Origin of the sequence: Litorimonas haliclonae (assembly GCF_965138505.1) — a bacterium.
GTDB classification, from domain to species: domain Bacteria; phylum Pseudomonadota; class Alphaproteobacteria; order Caulobacterales; family Maricaulaceae; genus Litorimonas; species Litorimonas haliclonae.
Window position 1 is genome coordinate 248,857 of record NZ_CBCSCO010000003.1, and the last position, 16,378, is coordinate 265,234.

The following is a 16,378-nucleotide window of genomic DNA, read 5'->3' on the forward strand; positions in this document are numbered from 1 at the left end:
ACGGGCATGGCAAAGCAACAAAAATCGGAATTACGCGAAACGCTGTCCACGATTTTCTGGGCCGTCATTATTGCTTTGGTTTTAAGAACTTTTCTCTTTCAGCCTTTTCACATCCCGTCCGGCTCCATGTTACCGAACTTAATGAAAGGCGATTATATAATTACCTCTAAATATTCTGTTGGGTACGGCCGATTTGCGGCGGCGCCTTTGCCGTTTCCCAGTGGAGATGGTCGATTTTTAGAACGTGAGCCGGAACGCGGGGACGTACTTGTCTTTCGTCCGGATGGGGACGATAAAAACTTTATTAAACGCCTAATTGGTTTGCCAGGCGACACAGTACAAATGCAGGATGGGCGTCTTATCCTGAACGGAGAGCAGGTTCAGCTTACTAAGCAGGGCGAAGAAAGCTTTGCAGATCGTTATGGTGATGACGTGCTAGCGGAACTCTGGGCCGAAACATTTCCAAATGGGAACACGCACCTCGTCTATGACAGCCAGAAAAATAGCCCGAGCGATAACTCATCAGGTTATAGGATTCCCGAAGGTCATTATTTCTTGATGGGTGACAACCGCGATAATTCTGGGGATAGCCGCGTTCCGGTTCGAAATGGCGGGGCGGGTATGGTACCCGCGGAGAACATCATTGGGCGCGCCGAAATAGTGCTTTTATCTGTAAAAGAAGACTTCGTTCTTTATAAGCCTTGGACGTGGGGAAATATGCGTGGCGGTCGGTTTTTTGAGAGGATCAAATGAGTACATCTGCGCAAAAGAAGTCTGATATTTCTGCCCCCGATGTGACCGACAGGGTTCCTCCGCGTATCCTCGCTCTTTTTGAACGGATAGGGTACCATTTTCAGGACGCCGACCTTATTGAGCGCGCTCTAACCCATGCGTCCTACGGAGATGGTCGGCGCAAGAATGTGGATAATGAGCGTCTGGAATTTCTCGGCGATCGCGTTTTGGGTCTGCTGACGGCTAAGACCTTGTTCGACAAAACAAAATCCAAAGAAGGCGTTATGGCAACCCGCCTTAACGCGCTTGTGAGAAAAGAAACCTGCGCCCGCGTGGCCCAAACTATACGGCTTGGCGAAGCCTTACTGATGTCGTCGAGCGAAGAAAAGCAGGGCGGGCGCGAGAAGGTATCTATTCTCGGGAATGCGTGCGAAGCGCTGATGGCCGCTCTCTATATAGACGGAGGATATAAACGGGCCGAAGAATTCTATGACCGGTTTTGGCAAGAAGAAATTAATACTGTTCTCGAAGAGTCTACCAAAGATCCGAAAACCAATTTGCAAGAATTGGCTCTGTCTATTGGCCCAAATGTCCCGCACTATACTCAAGTAGATCGATCGGGCCCCGATCATCGCCCTACTTTTACGATTCGCGTCACCGTCGAAGAATTAGGCGAAGCTTTGGGCGAGGGGCAATCGAAAAAAGAAGCTGAACGTGAAGCAGCTGCACACCTTTTAAAAGCATTAGAAAAAACAATATGAGCGAAACTTACGCCGGATTTACTGCCATAATCGGAGCCCCGAATGCCGGGAAGTCGACGCTGACAAATGCATTGGTGGGAGAGAAAGTCTCCATCGTTACCCATAAAGTTCAAACAACGCGGTTTCAAATTCGCGGCATTGCTATGCTAAAGACCTCGAAAGGGGAATCCGCGCAAGCTGTCATGATTGACACGCCGGGCATTTTCGCGGCCCGGGACACAGATCGCCTATCCAAGTCTATGGTTCATGCGGCCTGGACAGGTCTGAAAGACGCCAATGTTATCGTCCACGTCATAGACGCGCCCGCTTGGCTCCGCCACAAAGCCGGAGAGGGCGACGGTCAGGACCGACTATCCTGCGAAGATAGTGAGCGGGTGATAAAGGGACTTAAGAAGCGCGAAGTCTCGAACGCTATACTGGCTTTGAATAAAATTGACAAAATTCCTCATGATGAAACCTTGCCGCTTATTCAGGAGTTTTCCGAGCGCGGCGTTTACAAGGAGATCATTTCTGTTTCGGCGCTTAACTTAGATGGTGTCGAGCGGCTTGGAACTCTGATCGCGGATGCGATGCCTCAAGGGCCTTATTTATATTCTCCCGACCAGGCCGCCGACATTCCAATGCGGCTCATGGCCGCCGAGATTACGCGCGAAAAGCTATTTCTGCGTCTGCACGATGAATTGCCCTATGCGTCCATGGTCGAGACCGAGAGATGGAAAGAAACGAAGAAGGGCGACATCCGCGTCGACCAAGTCATCTACGTCCGCCGTGACAGTCAAAAACCGATTGTTCTAGGCAAGGGCGGGCGCACGATAAAGGATATCGGGGCCGCCGCTCGCAAGGATATGAGCGAGTGGCTGGGCCGTAAGGTACACCTGTTCCTCTTTGTAAAAGTCCGTGATAATTGGCAGGACGACAAGGCTCGCTACGCCGAAAGCGGACTTGAATTTGACGTTTAGACCTTGGACAGTATGGCAATATGAATTGGCAAGCTGAAGGGTATATTCTCTCTACCCAAAAACACGGTGAGACTTCTGCTATAATTGATGTGTTCACCCGCGAGCAAGGTCGGCACAAAGGTTTAGTACGCGGCGGAATAAGCCGCCGAATGCGACCGGTGCTCCAACCCGGCAATCATGTACGAGTGGAGTGGAGGGGCCGCCTGTCGGAGCAACTTGGCTATTACACGGTTGAAGGCATAGATTCCCGAGCCGCAGAATTAATGGATGACCGACTGTCTCTCACGGGTCTGAACGCCATGACGGCGATGTGCCGGGAAATGCTTCCTGAGCGGGAAACGCATGAACCCATCTTTGATGTTTTCGAAATCGTACTGGCAAACCTTCATAATATTGATGTTTGGCCTGCTCTTTATATTCGATGGGAAGCAGGCTTGTTGTCTGCCTTGGGCTACGGGCTGGATTTTGATCGCTGCGCGGCCACAGGTAAGAATGACAACCTCACCCATATTTCGCCGCGTTCTGGACGCGCCGTGAGCGCGAGCGCCGCGGAGCCTTATCTCGACAAGCTCCTTCGCCTGCCGCCATTCCTGCGCGGGGAATCCTTTTCGTCACCGGAAGATATTCTGGACGGCCTTAAGCTGACAGGGCATTTCTTAGAGACACGGGTGCAGTGGAATTTGAACCGAACTCTTCCCGATGCCAGGCACCAATTGATAGACCGCCTAATTGCCTCGGATATTGCCCGCATCCAAAAAATTTAGACTCGACCACAAGAATTCTGCGTTAGGGCGTGGTTTCTAAAGCTGAGGCGGCTAAAGTTATGTCTGATTCGAGACTGAGGATTTATGGCTAAGAAACCAACTGATGACGGCGAAACAATTACCGAAAGCGCGGTGATTAGCGAGCATATTGATGACGCTTTGTCGTCGCGTTACCTTGCCTATGCGTTGTCGACCATTACTCAACGCGCCCTGCCGGATGTTCGCGACGGGATGAAGCCGGTGCACCGCCGTATTCTCTATGCCATGCGGCAGCTCAAATTAAATCCGGAAGGCGCTCATAAAAAATGCGCCCGGATTGTTGGCGATGTGATGGGGCAATATCACCCGCATGGTGACCAGTCTATTTATGACGCGTTGGTCAAACTTTCGCAGTCTTTCTCAGCGCGGTATCCGCTCGTTAACGGGCAGGGGAATTTTGGGAACATTGATGGCGATAGTCCGGCCGCGATGCGCTATACCGAAGCTAAAATGACAGCTGCGGGGTTGGCGCTCCTTGAAGGGATTGATGAAGACGCCGTAGATTTCATTCAAACTTACAATGAAGAAGACGTAGAGCCGCAGGTTCTCCCAGCAGGCTTTCCAAACCTTTTGGCCAATGGGTCGCAGGGGATTGCCGTGGGTATGGCAACGTCTATCCCGCCGCATAATGTCGCCGAGATTTGCGATGCCGCGCTCCACCTCATTCAGACGCCCAATGCCCGCATTGAAACGCTGATGAATTATATTCTTGGGCCGGATTTGCCGACGGGCGGAATTATCGTTGAGCCTAAATCCTCAATGCTGAAAACCTACGAGACCGGAAAGGGAAGTTTCAAAGTTCGGTGCCGTTGGGAAGTTGAGGATACGGGTCGCGGAACCTACCAAATTGTCGTGACCGAAATTCCCTATCAGGTGCAAAAATCCCGTCTGATTGAAAAGCTGGCTGAAGTTATCGAGTCGAAAAAAGCTAGCGGTCTTGCGGATGTACGGGACGAGTCTGCCGAGGATGTCCGTATTGTTCTTGAGCCGCGCAGCAAAAACATTGACGCAAAAATTTTGATGGAAAGCCTGTTTAAGGTTTCGGAATTAGAAAGCCGCGTCAGTCTCAATATGAATGTGTTGGACAACACGCGTACGCCGCGCGTGATGGATTTGAAGGAAGTCATACAAAGCTGGCTGGATCACCGTAGGGACGTTCTTCAGAGGCGCTCTCAACAACGTCTTGGCAAGATCGATCTTAGAATGGAAGTTCTAGACGGCTATATGATTGCTTTCCTGAATTTGGACGAAGTCATTCGGATCATCAGGTTTGAAGACAAGCCCAAAGAAGAATTGATGCGGGTGTTTAACCTGACCGAACGTCAGGCGGACGCCATTTTGAACATGCGCCTTCGCGCCCTGAACAAGCTTCAGGAAATCGAAATCAAGACGGAATATGACAAGCTTGCCGCTGAAAAAGCAGAGCTAGAAGCGCTTTTAGGGTCAGAGAAAAAGCAATGGGCCGTTATTTCCGAACAAGTCAAAGAGCTTAAAAAGATTTATGGGCCGAAAACAGAAATTGGCGCTCGGCGAACACATTTCGAGGATCAGCCGGACATCGATGTAGATCTCAGCACAGCCTTCATCACGAAAGAACCTATTTCAGTTGTGCTTTCGGGCATGGGCTGGATTAGAGCGATGAAAGGTCATCTCGATGATGAGTCCTCTCTAAAGTTCAAGGACGGAGACAACCTCGCATTTTGTGTGAACGCTCACACCACGGACAAAATTATTATTTTCGCCTCAAACGGTAAATTCTACACGTTAGGCGCTGATAAACTCCCCGGAGGTCGCGGAAATGGTGAACCTATCCGCCTGATGGTAGACTTGGAAAATGATCACGTGCCTGTCGGTATGTTCGTTCATGACGAGTCCCGAGAGTTGTTGCTTGCCAGCTCCGAAGGCTATGGCTTCAGAGTTCAAGAAAGCGAGATAATTGCCTCGACCCGGACCGGGCGGAAAACCCTAAACGTGAAAGCTGGTACAGAGGCCGTTCGCTGTATTGAGGTGAAAGGCAAGAAGATTGCTGTCATTGGAGAGAACCGCAAAATCCTCACCTATGACCTTGAAGAATTGCCCGTTATGACGAGAGGCAAGGGCGTTCGTTTACAGAAATTCAAGGATGGCGGATTGGCCGATATTACGACCTTTGACCCAGAGGAAGGTCTCTTTTTCAGAGATAGCTCTGGCCGCCGCACCGAAGTCAATGATTGGGAGCTATTAGAAGGTAAACGGGCACAGGCCGGCCGTATGGCTCCGCGCGGATTTTCTCGCAAGGGCGTATTTGACCCCGCAAAAACCCTCTAAACTTTTGTAAATTTGGTATAAAAAAGCCCCGGTTGACCGGGGCTTTTTCTTTGCTTGTTTGGCAGATTATTCGACGGGGTTTCCGTTTGCATCCACCTCGACAACATCATATCCAAGCTCGACAATTTCGTCATAGAGTTTGGCCTTATCGCCGACGACAACCATAATCATATCGTCCAAATTCAGATGTTCGTCAGCGAGGGCATCAATCTCTGCCTTCGTCATGCCTTGCAGAATATCAGATTGTTCATCGACGAAACTTGGCTCAAGGTCATATGTGGCCATACGAGAGAGGAAACCGAGTTTCTGACGAGGCGTCTCATAAGCGCGGGCATCGCTCTGGCCAATCGCTGACTTGGTAAACGTCAGTTCCTCATCCGTAATTCCAGAGTCGTGATATTGCCTGATTTCATTCGCGAATTCGACAATTGAGGCTGCTGTTGCATCCGCGCGAACCGCCGCCCCGGCACGGTACCATCCGGCTTTCTCGTCCCCATTGAAGAAGGATCTCGCCCCGTAAGTATAGCCTTTATCTTCACGTAGGTTCAGGTTGATGCGACTGTTGAACGCGCCGCCAAGCGGGTAATTCATGATTCCGGCGCGGTAATATTCGCCCGTCGCGTCATAGGGAAGGGCGCGTTTGCCAATCCGAATCTCGCTTTGCGCGGCATCCGGCTTATCAACGAAATAAAGTGTTCCGCCGTTTAATTCAGGGAACGCATTCATTTCTACGCTAGAAACGTCTTCACCGGTCCAAGCTGTGAGTGGCTCTAATGCCGACTTTAAACCAGCTTCTCCCAAATCACTGACCGCGACGACCGACGCGATTTTAGGCGAGTAATGCGCGGCGTAAAAGCCTTTCACATCTTCAAGCGTAATCGCTTCAACAGTCTCTTCCGTACCGGATGAGGCATAAGCTGTAGGGTTGTCAGCGCCATACATCATTTTATTGAAAAGGTTGCTGGCAGTCACGCTAGCTTCTTTCTTGTTTGCGCGAATACCTTGAATTGCGTTGTCTTTATCACGCGCAAAATCTTCTTCAGAGAATTTCGGCTTTAACAATCTTTCCAATGCAATCGCCATGGTGGCATCAAGATTTTCGGTCAATGTCCGGACGGTCATCGTCGTGTATGTGTCACCTGCACTGAATGAAACCGAAGAGCCCAATTTGTCGAGCTCATTAGAAATCTCTTCCGCGCTCCGCTCTGTCGTAGCCTCGTTCATGAGACCCGCCGTTAGACTCGCGAGGCCAACTTTTTCTAGCGGATCATAGTTTTGCGCGGCTTTGATACGAAGTTGCAAGGTTGTGGTTGGCACTTCTGTATTTTGCGCCCCTAAAACGCTCATGTCGCCGACAGCGAATTCATATGTGTCTGGCGCTTTGATAGTTGGGTTTTCGCCAGACGGCGGAACAACGGACCGATCAAATCCTTCCGGGTCTACCGGAAGTGACCATTCAAAATCGTCAGATTCGCCGGATGTATCGGGGATAGTGCGTTCATAACGCTCCCAAGTATCCTCTTGAGCGATCATCTCAGACTGACCTTTCGGGACGATGCTCATGATCACCGCAGCGTTGTCTTTGATATATTGCTCATAAACCCGCAGAACATCTTCTTTCGTGACGCCTTCATAGCGAGCAATGTCATCGCCAATTCCATTTGGGTTGTCGCGATAAGTTTCATAAGCCGCAAGCTGTGAAACCTTTCCTGAGACGCTTTCCAAACCATAAATGAGACTGGACACAATATCCGCTTTCACGCGGGTAAGGTCGTCATCAAGCACGCCGCGGCCTTCGAATTCCGTCAAGGATTCACGGATAGTTGCTTCGAGATCGCCTAGCTGCTGAACCTTTGCCGGATTGGCCAAAGTGAACATTGTAAAAGTACATCCGATTTCGCGGCAGCCATGACTGGCGTTCGACTGAACGGTGAGACCGGGCTTTTGTAGGTTTTTATAAAGTAGGGAGGTTTGACCCTGACCCATAATGTTTGCCAATACGTCCAGAGGAGCTTCATCCGGGTGATTAGCGTGAACTGTCGGCCAGGACATATATAGAAGAGGCAACTGAACGTTGTCTTCCATAGAAATATAACGGTCTTCTTCCAAAGTAACAGGTTCATAAACAGGGTCTTCCTGCTCAGGACCTGCCGGAATTGGGCCGAAATAAGTTTTAATCCATTCCAGTGTCTGTTCCTTGTCAATGTCGCCGCCAATAGTCAGAACAGCATTGTTAGGACCGTACCATTCGACGAAGAATTTTTTCAGATCGTTGAGATCGGCGCGATCCAAATCTTCGAGATAGCCAATAGTCGACCAGCTGTAAGGATGTCCTTCTGGATACATCGCTTCGCCAACGCGCTCAAATAACAAACCATAAGGGCGGTTATCATAACGCTGACCGCGTTCGTTCTTTACAGTTTCGCGCTGAACCTCAAAGGCTTCCTGAGTGACAGCATTGAGGAAATAGCCCATGCGATCCGCTTCCAACCAGAGCATTTTTTCAAGCTGATTGGAGGGGACAGTTTGGTAGTAATTTGTCCTGTCAGCATTGGTAGAACCGTTTAGCGTCCCGCCAGATTCCGTGATGAGTTTGAAATGCTGTTCATCAGCAACGTTTTCTGAGCCTTGGAAAAGCATATGTTCGAAGAAATGGGCAAAGCCGGAGCGGCCCGGTTCTTCCCGCCCTGATCCGACATGATAAGTCATATCGACATGAACCAGCGGGTCTGATTTGTCTTCATGCAGAACAACTGTGAGGCCGTTCGCTAAAGTGTATTTTGTATAGGGAATGACGACTTCATCGCCTGATTTGGCTTTAACTTCTTCGACTTTCGTAATGCCGTCCGGTAGATTGACCGTTTCAGTTTGTTTTGCCTGATCAGCAGTCGTTGTAGATTTTGTCTCTGATTGACCACAGGCAATGAGGAGAGCGGAGACGGCCGCGCCAGCCAAAAGTAAACGCGTTTTTTGAAGAGTCATAGAAAAGTCCTAGTTCGTTTTTTATCGAATAACAGTAAGGGGATGAAGAGTCCATTTCATTTTATTCAGGTCGCGACCAAGGATTTTTCCTAGATTGCCTTTTCCCGAAAGATTTTTTCCGTTCAGGGGGTATTTGACCGGTTTGTCGATTGGGACGGCTCTCTGTTCCGAGCCGGCCTCCGCCAAATTTTATTAAGGCCTCGATCCGCTTTTCAATTGGTGGGTGTGTTGCAAAGACACCGGCTAAACCGACGCGGGGGTTATGCAGGGCCATCTCTCTGACTTCATCAGGTACGTTTTTTAATTCTGCATTTCCGGATAGTTTCTGAAGGACACGAATCATCGCGTCTGGGTTTTTGGTAAGCTCTACGGCGCCGGCATCGGCGAGGTATTCGCGCTTCCGGGAGAGGGAGAACCGGATCAAGATAGCGATTAAGTAGGTTACCGCGATAATCGCAATTCCGATGACAATAAGAATGGCAGCGTTGCCACCGCCGCTACGGCGATGGGAGTTAGAGCGCGGCAAATTTGTTCGAAACATGCCGCGTACAACGCCTTCACCGACAAAGGCGAAAATTCCTACAAATATCACGGCAATGATCAGCATCCGCACGTCTTTGTTGCGGATGTGGCAAAGCTCATGCGCGATGACGGCCTCAAGCTCCTCGTCATCCAGTTGGTTCAAAAGCCCCCGCGTCAGGGTCACGGTGTAATTCTTATCCCGTATCCCGCTAGCATAAGCATTTAAAACCGGGGTTTCGATCACTTTGAGTTTAGGTGTGGTTTCGCCGCGCGAAATTGCCAGGTTTTCGAGAAGGCGATAGGCGCGGGGTTCTTCGCTTACGGTAAGAGACCGGGCTTTGGTCGCGGCGTCGATTAGGGCCTGATGAGCGAAAAAAGCAATCGCAAACCAGAGAGCCGCCGCGCCAATCGCAATTGGAGCCGCAGTCGGTATTAAGTCTGCGGCGTAACTGAAACTACTTTGAAGGGTGCTGTTGCTCGTAAAACCGAGCCAGATAAGCATCAGGCCATAGCCCATAAAGAGAAGTAAAACCGGAAATAAGATGAGCAGCACGAGGCTGCGCAAATTATTGTTCCAAATATGAGATTTAAGGCCGTAGGATTTGAACACTGTCAGGCCAAAGGTTTAGCTGCTGAAATCAACAGTTGGCGGAGTTTGTAGGGCCTGGCGGCCTTCGGGCGCTTCAAAGAAATCACGCTCTTCAAATCCGAACGGACCTGCAATGAGAACGGCAGGGAACTGTTCCCGGCCTGTGTTGTATTCCTGAACTGAGTTATTGTAAAACCGACGCGCCGCCGCAATTTTATTTTCGATGTCGGCAAGTTGATCTTGCAGCTGGAGGAAATTCGTATTGGCTTTCAGCTCTGGATAGGCTTCGGCCAAAGCAAAGAGTTTTCCAAGCGCCGCAGAGAGCATGCCTTCCGCTTGCGCTTGGTCTTTAACTGTATTGGCATTGACCGCTGCGCTGCGAGCGCGAACCACCTCTTCAAAGGTGGACTTCTCGTGAGAGGCATAGCCTTTCACCGTATTGACGAGCTGCGGGACGAGATCCTGGCGCTGTTTAAGTTGAACTTCAATGTCCGACCACGCCTGATTAGTGGTCTGTCTAAGGCTCACCAACCGGTTGTAAATTCCGACAATAAGAAAGCCGATAAGCGCAATAATACCGATAATAACGAGCAGAGTAGTCATAATGTGTCCCCGGTTGATATATAAAATAATGTGCCGCTATTCCCTGGGTCTTGCAAGTAGGAAATGGGCTTACCCGTAAAATTGCTGCGGAAGCCCGGTCGCCAGTTTCGGAAACAGGATGACGAGGGCGATGACTAATATCTGGATGCCTATAAAGGGGAGAATCCCTTTATAGAGTCTGGGCGTTGTGACCTCTGGCGGAGCGACGCCGCGAAGATAAAACAGTGCGAAACCAAAGGGCGGCGTCAGAAAACTCGTTTGAAGGTTTAAGGCCATTATCACCCCGAGCCATATAGGGTCGAGCCCTGCAGCGAGCAGGGGCGGCGCAACGAGAGGTACGACAACGAAGGTTATCTCTATGAAATCAAGGAAAAACCCTAGTAAGAACATAATCAGCATAACAAGTGCAAAGCCGCCCCAAAGCCCGCCGGGCGCATTTTGTAGCCAATGCGCGACGAGCTCATCACCGCCAAAGCCGCGAAAAACGAGGCTAAAGATAGTCGCGCCGATCAGAATGAGAAAGACCATACAAGTTATATGAAGGGTAGAGCGAGACACCGGAGCCAAATCACCCTGTCTTTGCAAAGTGCCAAAGCTGAGCAGAGAGGCAAGGGCCCCAGCGCCAGCAAAAAAGAAGGACAGCCCAAGTAATAAGCTTAGCCCCACAGACCGGTCTGGAAGACTTAGCCGTAAGTCGGCACCACATAAATCCATAACAATAAGGAGCGCCAGGCCAACCGTGCCAAGCAGTATAAGGCGCTTCACTAAAATTGATTGGGTTCTTTTATATCCCGCTAACAAGACCGCCCCCAGCGCTCCAAGTGCCGCGCCCCGGGTCGGCGTCGCGTAGCCAGACAGAATAGATCCTAGCACCGCCATGATAAGGAATACCGGCGGCAACATGGATTTCAGGGACCTTAAAAAAGCGTCCCGCATCGCTACGTCCTCGCTGCGGTAAGCTGGGGCCCGCGCCGGAGATTTTATAGCGATAAACACGATATATAGAGCGTAACAGCCCACGAGTATCAAGCCGGGAATGAGAGCTCCGGCGAACAAATCTCCAACAGAGACAACGCCTGCATTCTCTAGTCCAAAGCTTCGTTGAGCTTCCTGATAGGCGTTGGAAATCTGATCGCCAAGAATAACCAGAACGATTGAAGGTGGAATGATCTGACCGAGAGTTCCGGAGGCCGCAATGGCTCCTGAGGCAAGGGCTGGGTCATAGCCCCGACGCAGGAGTGTAGGCAGTGAAATTAGACCCATCGTGACGACGGTGGCCCCTACGATCCCGGTAGAGGCCGCGAGTAATGCGCCGACAAAAATGACGGACACTCCCATGCCGCCGCGTAATGGACCCAATAATTCCCCCATGCTTTCAAGTAACTCTTCGGCAATCCGTGATTTTTCCAACATAACGCCCATGAAAACAAATAGCGGGACGGCCATAAGGATCTCGCGTGTTAAAATAGGGAAGACACGTCCCGGCATGGAGAGCAGGAAGACTATGTCAAATTGCCCTGTTGCGACTCCAATAGCCGCAAATACCAATGAGACACCTGCGAGCGTAAAAGCGACGCTGTAGCCCGCCATGAGAGCCCCGCAAGCGACAGCAAACATCAGCAAAGAAAGTATTTCTGGTAAACTCATTCCGACGCCTCGGGTTTAGAGTTTGGCAAAAAAGCAATATCCGTATGAGGCGAGAATTCTGCCTGCTGGCTATCTCTTAGTCTCAACGCTGCTCTTAGAGCGACCGAAAGGCCTTGTATTAGCAACATAATAAACAAGACACAAAGCGCTGTTTTTAATATATAAATGCCTTTTATGCCGCCGCTGTTCGTTGACCCTTCCAGACTTTGCCAGGCAAAAGAGACAAAGCTTTGAGAGCGCCAGAGTACAACGATGCAAACAGGGGCAAGTAAGGTGTAAAAACCGCCTATTTCGACAAGGGCTCGGGCACGGTCATCCATTTTCTCGAAAAAGATATCGACCTTTACATGTTGCCCTGCAAGGTAAGTCGGAGCCGCGCCGAGACAAATTCCTACCGCATGAAGGTAAATTGCGCTCTCATCCCACCAAATTGATGAAATTCCGTAAATTGAGAGGGCAAAGACGGCGATAACGACGCTAACAACCATGAAGGGCATGACCCATTTAATGATCTCCCCTGTGAGAGTCGAAAACGAATCAATAACTGAAATTATGGCTCTGGCGAAGGCTTTGCCGACGCCCATCAAAAGCACAACGCCGGGTAAAAGCACCAAGGGTAGAAAAGCCCAGCCGATAAATTGCAAGGCTTCGCCGAGTACGTCAATTCCCCCCGAAAACATAATCTATTCCGAACCAGACAAAGCACGGGCACGAATATACGCCCCGTCGCTAATTTCCGTCCAGCTTCGTTCCAGTTTCAGCGCTTTGGAAAAGCTGTTATATATTTTGGCAGTCTTGGCGTCAGAGCGCGCAACTTCTTCGAGTACCTCACGACTGGCTCTTCCGAAACTTTTCAATACATCATCAGGAAAAAGTTGAGGCTCAATTCCGTGGTCCGATTTCAGGGTCTGCAAGGCTACCGCATTGCGGTAATTATACTCACCGAGGCTTATGTCATTCGCGCTCCGGCAGGCATATCTAATAATGGCCTGATCGGAGGGAGAGAAGCTTTCCCAGACTTGCTTGTTGATTCCTAAGGACAATGACGCTCCCGGTTCATGGAAACCCGGGCCGTAATAATAAGGGGCTTCTCGGTAAAAACCGAACGCTAAGTCGTTCCAGGGACCGACCCATTCAGTTGCGTCAATAGCGCCAGATTGTAGGGATTGGTAAATCTCACCGCCTGGAATATTTACCGCCGCTCCGCCCATGGCGCGGATAACATCGCCGCCCAAACCGGGCATTCTGATTTTCAATCCTCGGAAATCTTCAGCGGAGTTTATTGGTCTTTTGAACCAGCCGCCTGTCTGATGGCCTGTATTGCCTGCCTGGAAGGGTTTAATATTGAAATCATCAGAGAGGTCGTCCCAGAGAGCTTGTCCTCCGCCGTAATCAATCCAGCCCATAATCTCTGTTGCCGTCATACCCATAGGAACGGCCGTAAAAAAGCTAAATCCCTTGGCCTTCCCTTGCCAGTAATATTCGGCGGCATGGTACATATCGGCCGCACCCGAAGAGGTGGCGCCGAAGCATTCCAGTGCGCCGACCAATTCGCCTGCCGCGTAAACTTTAATATCCAGCCGGCCATCTGTCATTTCACGCACGGCCTTGGCGATATTGACCGGCATTATTCCCAGACCCGGAAAATCTTTTGGCCAGGAAGTCGCCAATCTCAACTGGCGTCTGTTTTTGGATATAGCGGGAGAGGCGAGGTCAGACCCGGATGGTGAAGAGGATGAGGAGCCTCCACTTTGTCCGGACTTCAGAGCCCCGACAGTTCCGGCCCCGACGGCAAGGGCGGCGGCCCCGCCGATAAGTTCCCGGCGTTTCAAGTGGTCTCTCCTAATAAAGCCCACCCCCTATGAGTGAGTGTTTCGCAAGGACGAAAACGAGCTTTGTAATCCATTTTTGGGCTGTCTGGCACCCAGTATCCAAGATAGAGATAAGGCATGCTTTGATGAGCACAGCGTTTGACTTGATCCAAAATCATTAAGTTACCCAATGATCGCTTCTGCTCTTCTGGAGAGAAAAAACTATAAACTAAAGAGAGCCCGTCGCTTAATCTATCGATAAGAATGGCGGCAATCAGAGTTCCGTTTGGCAATCTATATTCCACGATTTCGGTTTCAGCTGAGCACTCTTCGACCATCATTTCGTAGCGCATGAAATCCATATCGGCCATGCCACCCGTTTCATGGCGAGTTAAAAGGTACTCTTTAAGTAGGTCAAATTGCTCCTGCGTTGCGATGGCAGGGACTATAGATGCTGAGAGGTCCGAATTCCGCTTCAGTACGCGGCGAAACCTCTTATTGGGTTCAAACTCGGAAGCTCGCACTCTGAGTGACCGACATTCCCGACATGTTTCGCAAGCGGGCCTGTAAATGACGTTTTGCGAGCGTCTAAATCCTGCGTGGGTTAGATAATTGTTCAGATGCGGCCCATCCAAAGGGTCCAGTTGGGTAAAGATTTTACGCTCCAACCGCCCAGGTAGGTACGGGCAGGGGCCGGGGATGGTGAGGTAGAATTGTAGTCGGTTCGGGTCGAAGACGTGACTCATGTGTAGACTTTATGGCGCTCGCGCGAGATTACAATTGAAAAAGTAAGGGGCTTAACAAACTGAAGCTTATCCAGATTAGCAAGACTAAAGGCACCCCGAAGCGGGTGAAATCCGAAAATCGATAATGCCCGGGGCCCATAACCAATAAATTTGTTTGATAGGCGATAGGCGTTGCGAAACAGCAATTAGAGGCGAAGATTACGGTTAGGACCATAACAATAGGATCTATCCCCGTCTCCGCGCTCACCGATAAAGCAATTGGCGAGAACAAGAGAGCCGTGGCGCTATTACTGATAATATTGGTCATGATCGCCACAATAAGGAAGATTGCGGCGAGTAGGATTTGGTTGCCGAATGGCATAAACGCCGCCACAACGCCGTGAGCGATATAGGAGGCGCCTCCGGTTGCTTCGAGAGCCAGACCCATGGCGAAAGCTGCCCCAATGAGCAAGAATATTCGCATGTCCAAAGCCCGAACGGCCTGCCGAATATTAAGGCACCCAGTCAGTATCATGGCTAAGGCTCCGCCTAACGCGGCGGTTTCAATCGGGACGAGTCCAAAGGCAGCAGCCGCAATTGTCGCAACGAAAATTATTCGGGCGAAAATGGATTTGCGAATATCGGGAAGCTCAGACCGCGACCAGTCCATCAATAAAAGATCACGATTTGACCGTAACCCTCTGATATCTTTGTCATAACCAAAGATGAGCAAGACATCTCCAGCTTCTAGTCTAATGTCGAGCATACGAGTTCGGATCATGCGTGATCGACGTTGAATGCCAAGGACAAGACAATTTGTTTGTCGGCGGAAGCCGATTTGTTCAATGTTTCGCCCAATCATGCGAGACCCAGGCGCGACGACGGCTTCGGAAATAACTATCGCCTCTTGCTCATCAGTGTCGCGTTCACCGTCTTCAAATCCGGCGATACTTAACATCCCTTTTAAATATGCCGGACGAGTAGAGAGCAATTTTGACAAAGACTTGCGAGTCGCGGCGACAATTAAAACATCATCTTTTTGAAGTTTAACATCGAAAGGCGGCAGGAAAGATTGTTCTCCGCGCTGAATCATCCGAACCGTGGCTTCTTTCAGTTTTGGATATAGCCCAGCCACAGGTTCTTCGCCCACAAGTGGGTGGTTTTCGGTCACAAGAATTTGAGCAATATATTGGCGCCCTGTATCGGTTATTTCCGTCTCAAGGTCTTTTCTTTCCGGGATAAGGAACGGCGCCGCCAAAATAATATATGCCGCCCCAATCAGGGCTAGAATCATGCCAGGGACAAATTGTGTAAAGAACCCTAGCGAAAAGTCGGTTGACCTTTGCAGAACATCATTGACCAATAGGTTGGTCGAAGAGCCGATGAGTGTTGTCATACCCGCCAAAATGCAAAGAAATGATAGCGGCATCATATAACGCGAGGTCGTTTTTTTTAGTCTGGACGCCATAGCGGCGATGACAGGGATAAACATAACCACAACGGGCGTGTTATTCATGAACATTGAAACCACAAAGGCAACGCTAAAGACGATCAGCAGGGTTCGTCTCGGGTGTTGATCCAGGGCCGTGTTAATGCTGTTTATGGGGCCTTCTAGCGCCCCGGTTTGGAACAGGCCCTGACCAACGACTAACAAAGCCATAATGGCAATCAGGGCAGGGGCGGCAAACCCTGAGAGAATGTCCGAATTACGAAGCTCCGTAACGGGTTCCACGCCCGGCATGGCAAAGAAAAACAGTAGCGCCGTAATGACGCCGACGGAGACGACCTCTATGGAATAGGTCTCTCGGAAATAGAGCCACACAGCGATAGCGACGATAATAAATGTCGCGACCATGGGAAAAGAGAGGGAAATGATACTGTCCAAGTTGGTACCTTATCCGCTAAATTTTATAAGTTGGTTCGTCACGCCTTTACAT

13 protein-coding genes are annotated in these 16,378 nt (G+C 50.2%); 5 read left to right on the forward strand and 8 right to left on the reverse strand.

Features of this window, described 5'->3' with window-relative positions; all coding sequences use genetic code 11:
* Window positions 1-6 precede the first annotated feature (6 nt).
* The 5 genes from lepB (at window position 7) to parC (ending at window position 5,562) form a co-directional block, all read left to right on the forward strand.
* Entirely contained in the window at window positions 7-753 is a 747-nt protein-coding gene (lepB, locus tag ACNA05_RS08530; protein ID WP_415811030.1) for a signal peptidase I, read from the forward strand.
* Complete coding sequence (gene rnc / locus ACNA05_RS08535; protein WP_415811031.1) at window positions 750-1,493, forward strand: ribonuclease III; 744 nt, start codon at window positions 750-752, stop codon at window positions 1,491-1,493. The genes lepB and rnc overlap by 4 nt, the downstream gene beginning before the upstream one ends.
* Window positions 1,490-2,452: a GTPase Era gene (gene era / locus ACNA05_RS08540; protein ID WP_415811032.1), complete on the forward strand. Its 963-nt coding sequence runs from the start codon at window positions 1,490-1,492 to the stop codon at window positions 2,450-2,452. The genes rnc and era overlap by 4 nt, the downstream gene beginning before the upstream one ends.
* A 20-nt stretch (window positions 2,453-2,472) precedes the next feature.
* Window positions 2,473-3,216, forward strand: a complete 744-nt coding sequence (gene recO / locus ACNA05_RS08545) for a DNA repair protein RecO (RefSeq protein ID WP_415811033.1) — start codon at window positions 2,473-2,475, stop codon at window positions 3,214-3,216.
* An 84-nt stretch (window positions 3,217-3,300) separates the two neighbouring features.
* Window positions 3,301-5,562, forward strand: a complete 2,262-nt coding sequence (parC, locus tag ACNA05_RS08550) for a DNA topoisomerase IV subunit A (RefSeq protein ID WP_415811034.1) — start codon at window positions 3,301-3,303, stop codon at window positions 5,560-5,562.
* Between the two features lie 66 nt (window positions 5,563-5,628).
* Here parC and ACNA05_RS08555 read toward each other — a convergent pair whose 3' ends face one another.
* The 8 genes from ACNA05_RS08555 to ACNA05_RS08590 all read right to left on the reverse strand — a co-directional run bounded on the left by ACNA05_RS08555 (window position 5,629) and on the right by ACNA05_RS08590 (window position 16,326).
* A complete protein-coding gene (locus ACNA05_RS08555) occupies window positions 5,629-8,544 on the reverse strand; it encodes a M16 family metallopeptidase (protein WP_415811035.1) in 2,916 nt (971 codons plus the stop codon).
* A gap of 61 nt (window positions 8,545-8,605) precedes the next feature.
* A complete protein-coding gene (locus tag ACNA05_RS08560; RefSeq protein ID WP_415811036.1) occupies window positions 8,606-9,676 on the reverse strand; it encodes a M48 family metallopeptidase in 1,071 nt (356 codons plus the stop codon).
* 15 nt (window positions 9,677-9,691) lie between these two features.
* Window positions 9,692-10,258 (reverse strand): LemA family protein, encoded by a 567-nt coding sequence (locus ACNA05_RS08565; protein WP_415811037.1) that lies wholly within the window; start codon window positions 10,256-10,258, stop codon window positions 9,692-9,694.
* 69 nt (window positions 10,259-10,327) lie between these two features.
* A complete protein-coding gene (locus ACNA05_RS08570) occupies window positions 10,328-11,905 on the reverse strand; it encodes a TRAP transporter large permease (RefSeq protein WP_415811038.1) in 1,578 nt (525 codons plus the stop codon).
* On the reverse strand, window positions 11,902-12,585 hold the full coding sequence (locus tag ACNA05_RS08575; protein ID WP_415811039.1) for a TRAP transporter small permease subunit: 684 nt from the start codon (window positions 12,583-12,585) through the stop codon (window positions 11,902-11,904). Before ACNA05_RS08575 ends, ACNA05_RS08570 begins: the two co-directional genes overlap by 4 nt.
* A 3-nt stretch (window positions 12,586-12,588) precedes the next feature.
* The gene (locus ACNA05_RS08580) at window positions 12,589-13,737 is read right to left on the reverse strand and encodes a TRAP transporter substrate-binding protein (RefSeq protein ID WP_415811040.1); all 1,149 of its coding nucleotides are present in this window, start codon (window positions 13,735-13,737) and stop codon (window positions 12,589-12,591) included.
* Window positions 13,734-14,462, reverse strand: a complete 729-nt coding sequence (locus tag ACNA05_RS08585; RefSeq protein WP_415811042.1) for an arginyltransferase — start codon at window positions 14,460-14,462, stop codon at window positions 13,734-13,736. The genes ACNA05_RS08580 and ACNA05_RS08585 overlap by 4 nt, the downstream gene beginning before the upstream one ends.
* 28 nt (window positions 14,463-14,490) lie before the next feature.
* Window positions 14,491-16,326, reverse strand: coding sequence for an SLC13 family permease (locus tag ACNA05_RS08590; RefSeq protein WP_415811043.1), 1,836 nt, complete (start codon window positions 16,324-16,326; stop codon window positions 14,491-14,493).
* Window positions 16,327-16,378: the final 52 nt, after the last annotated feature.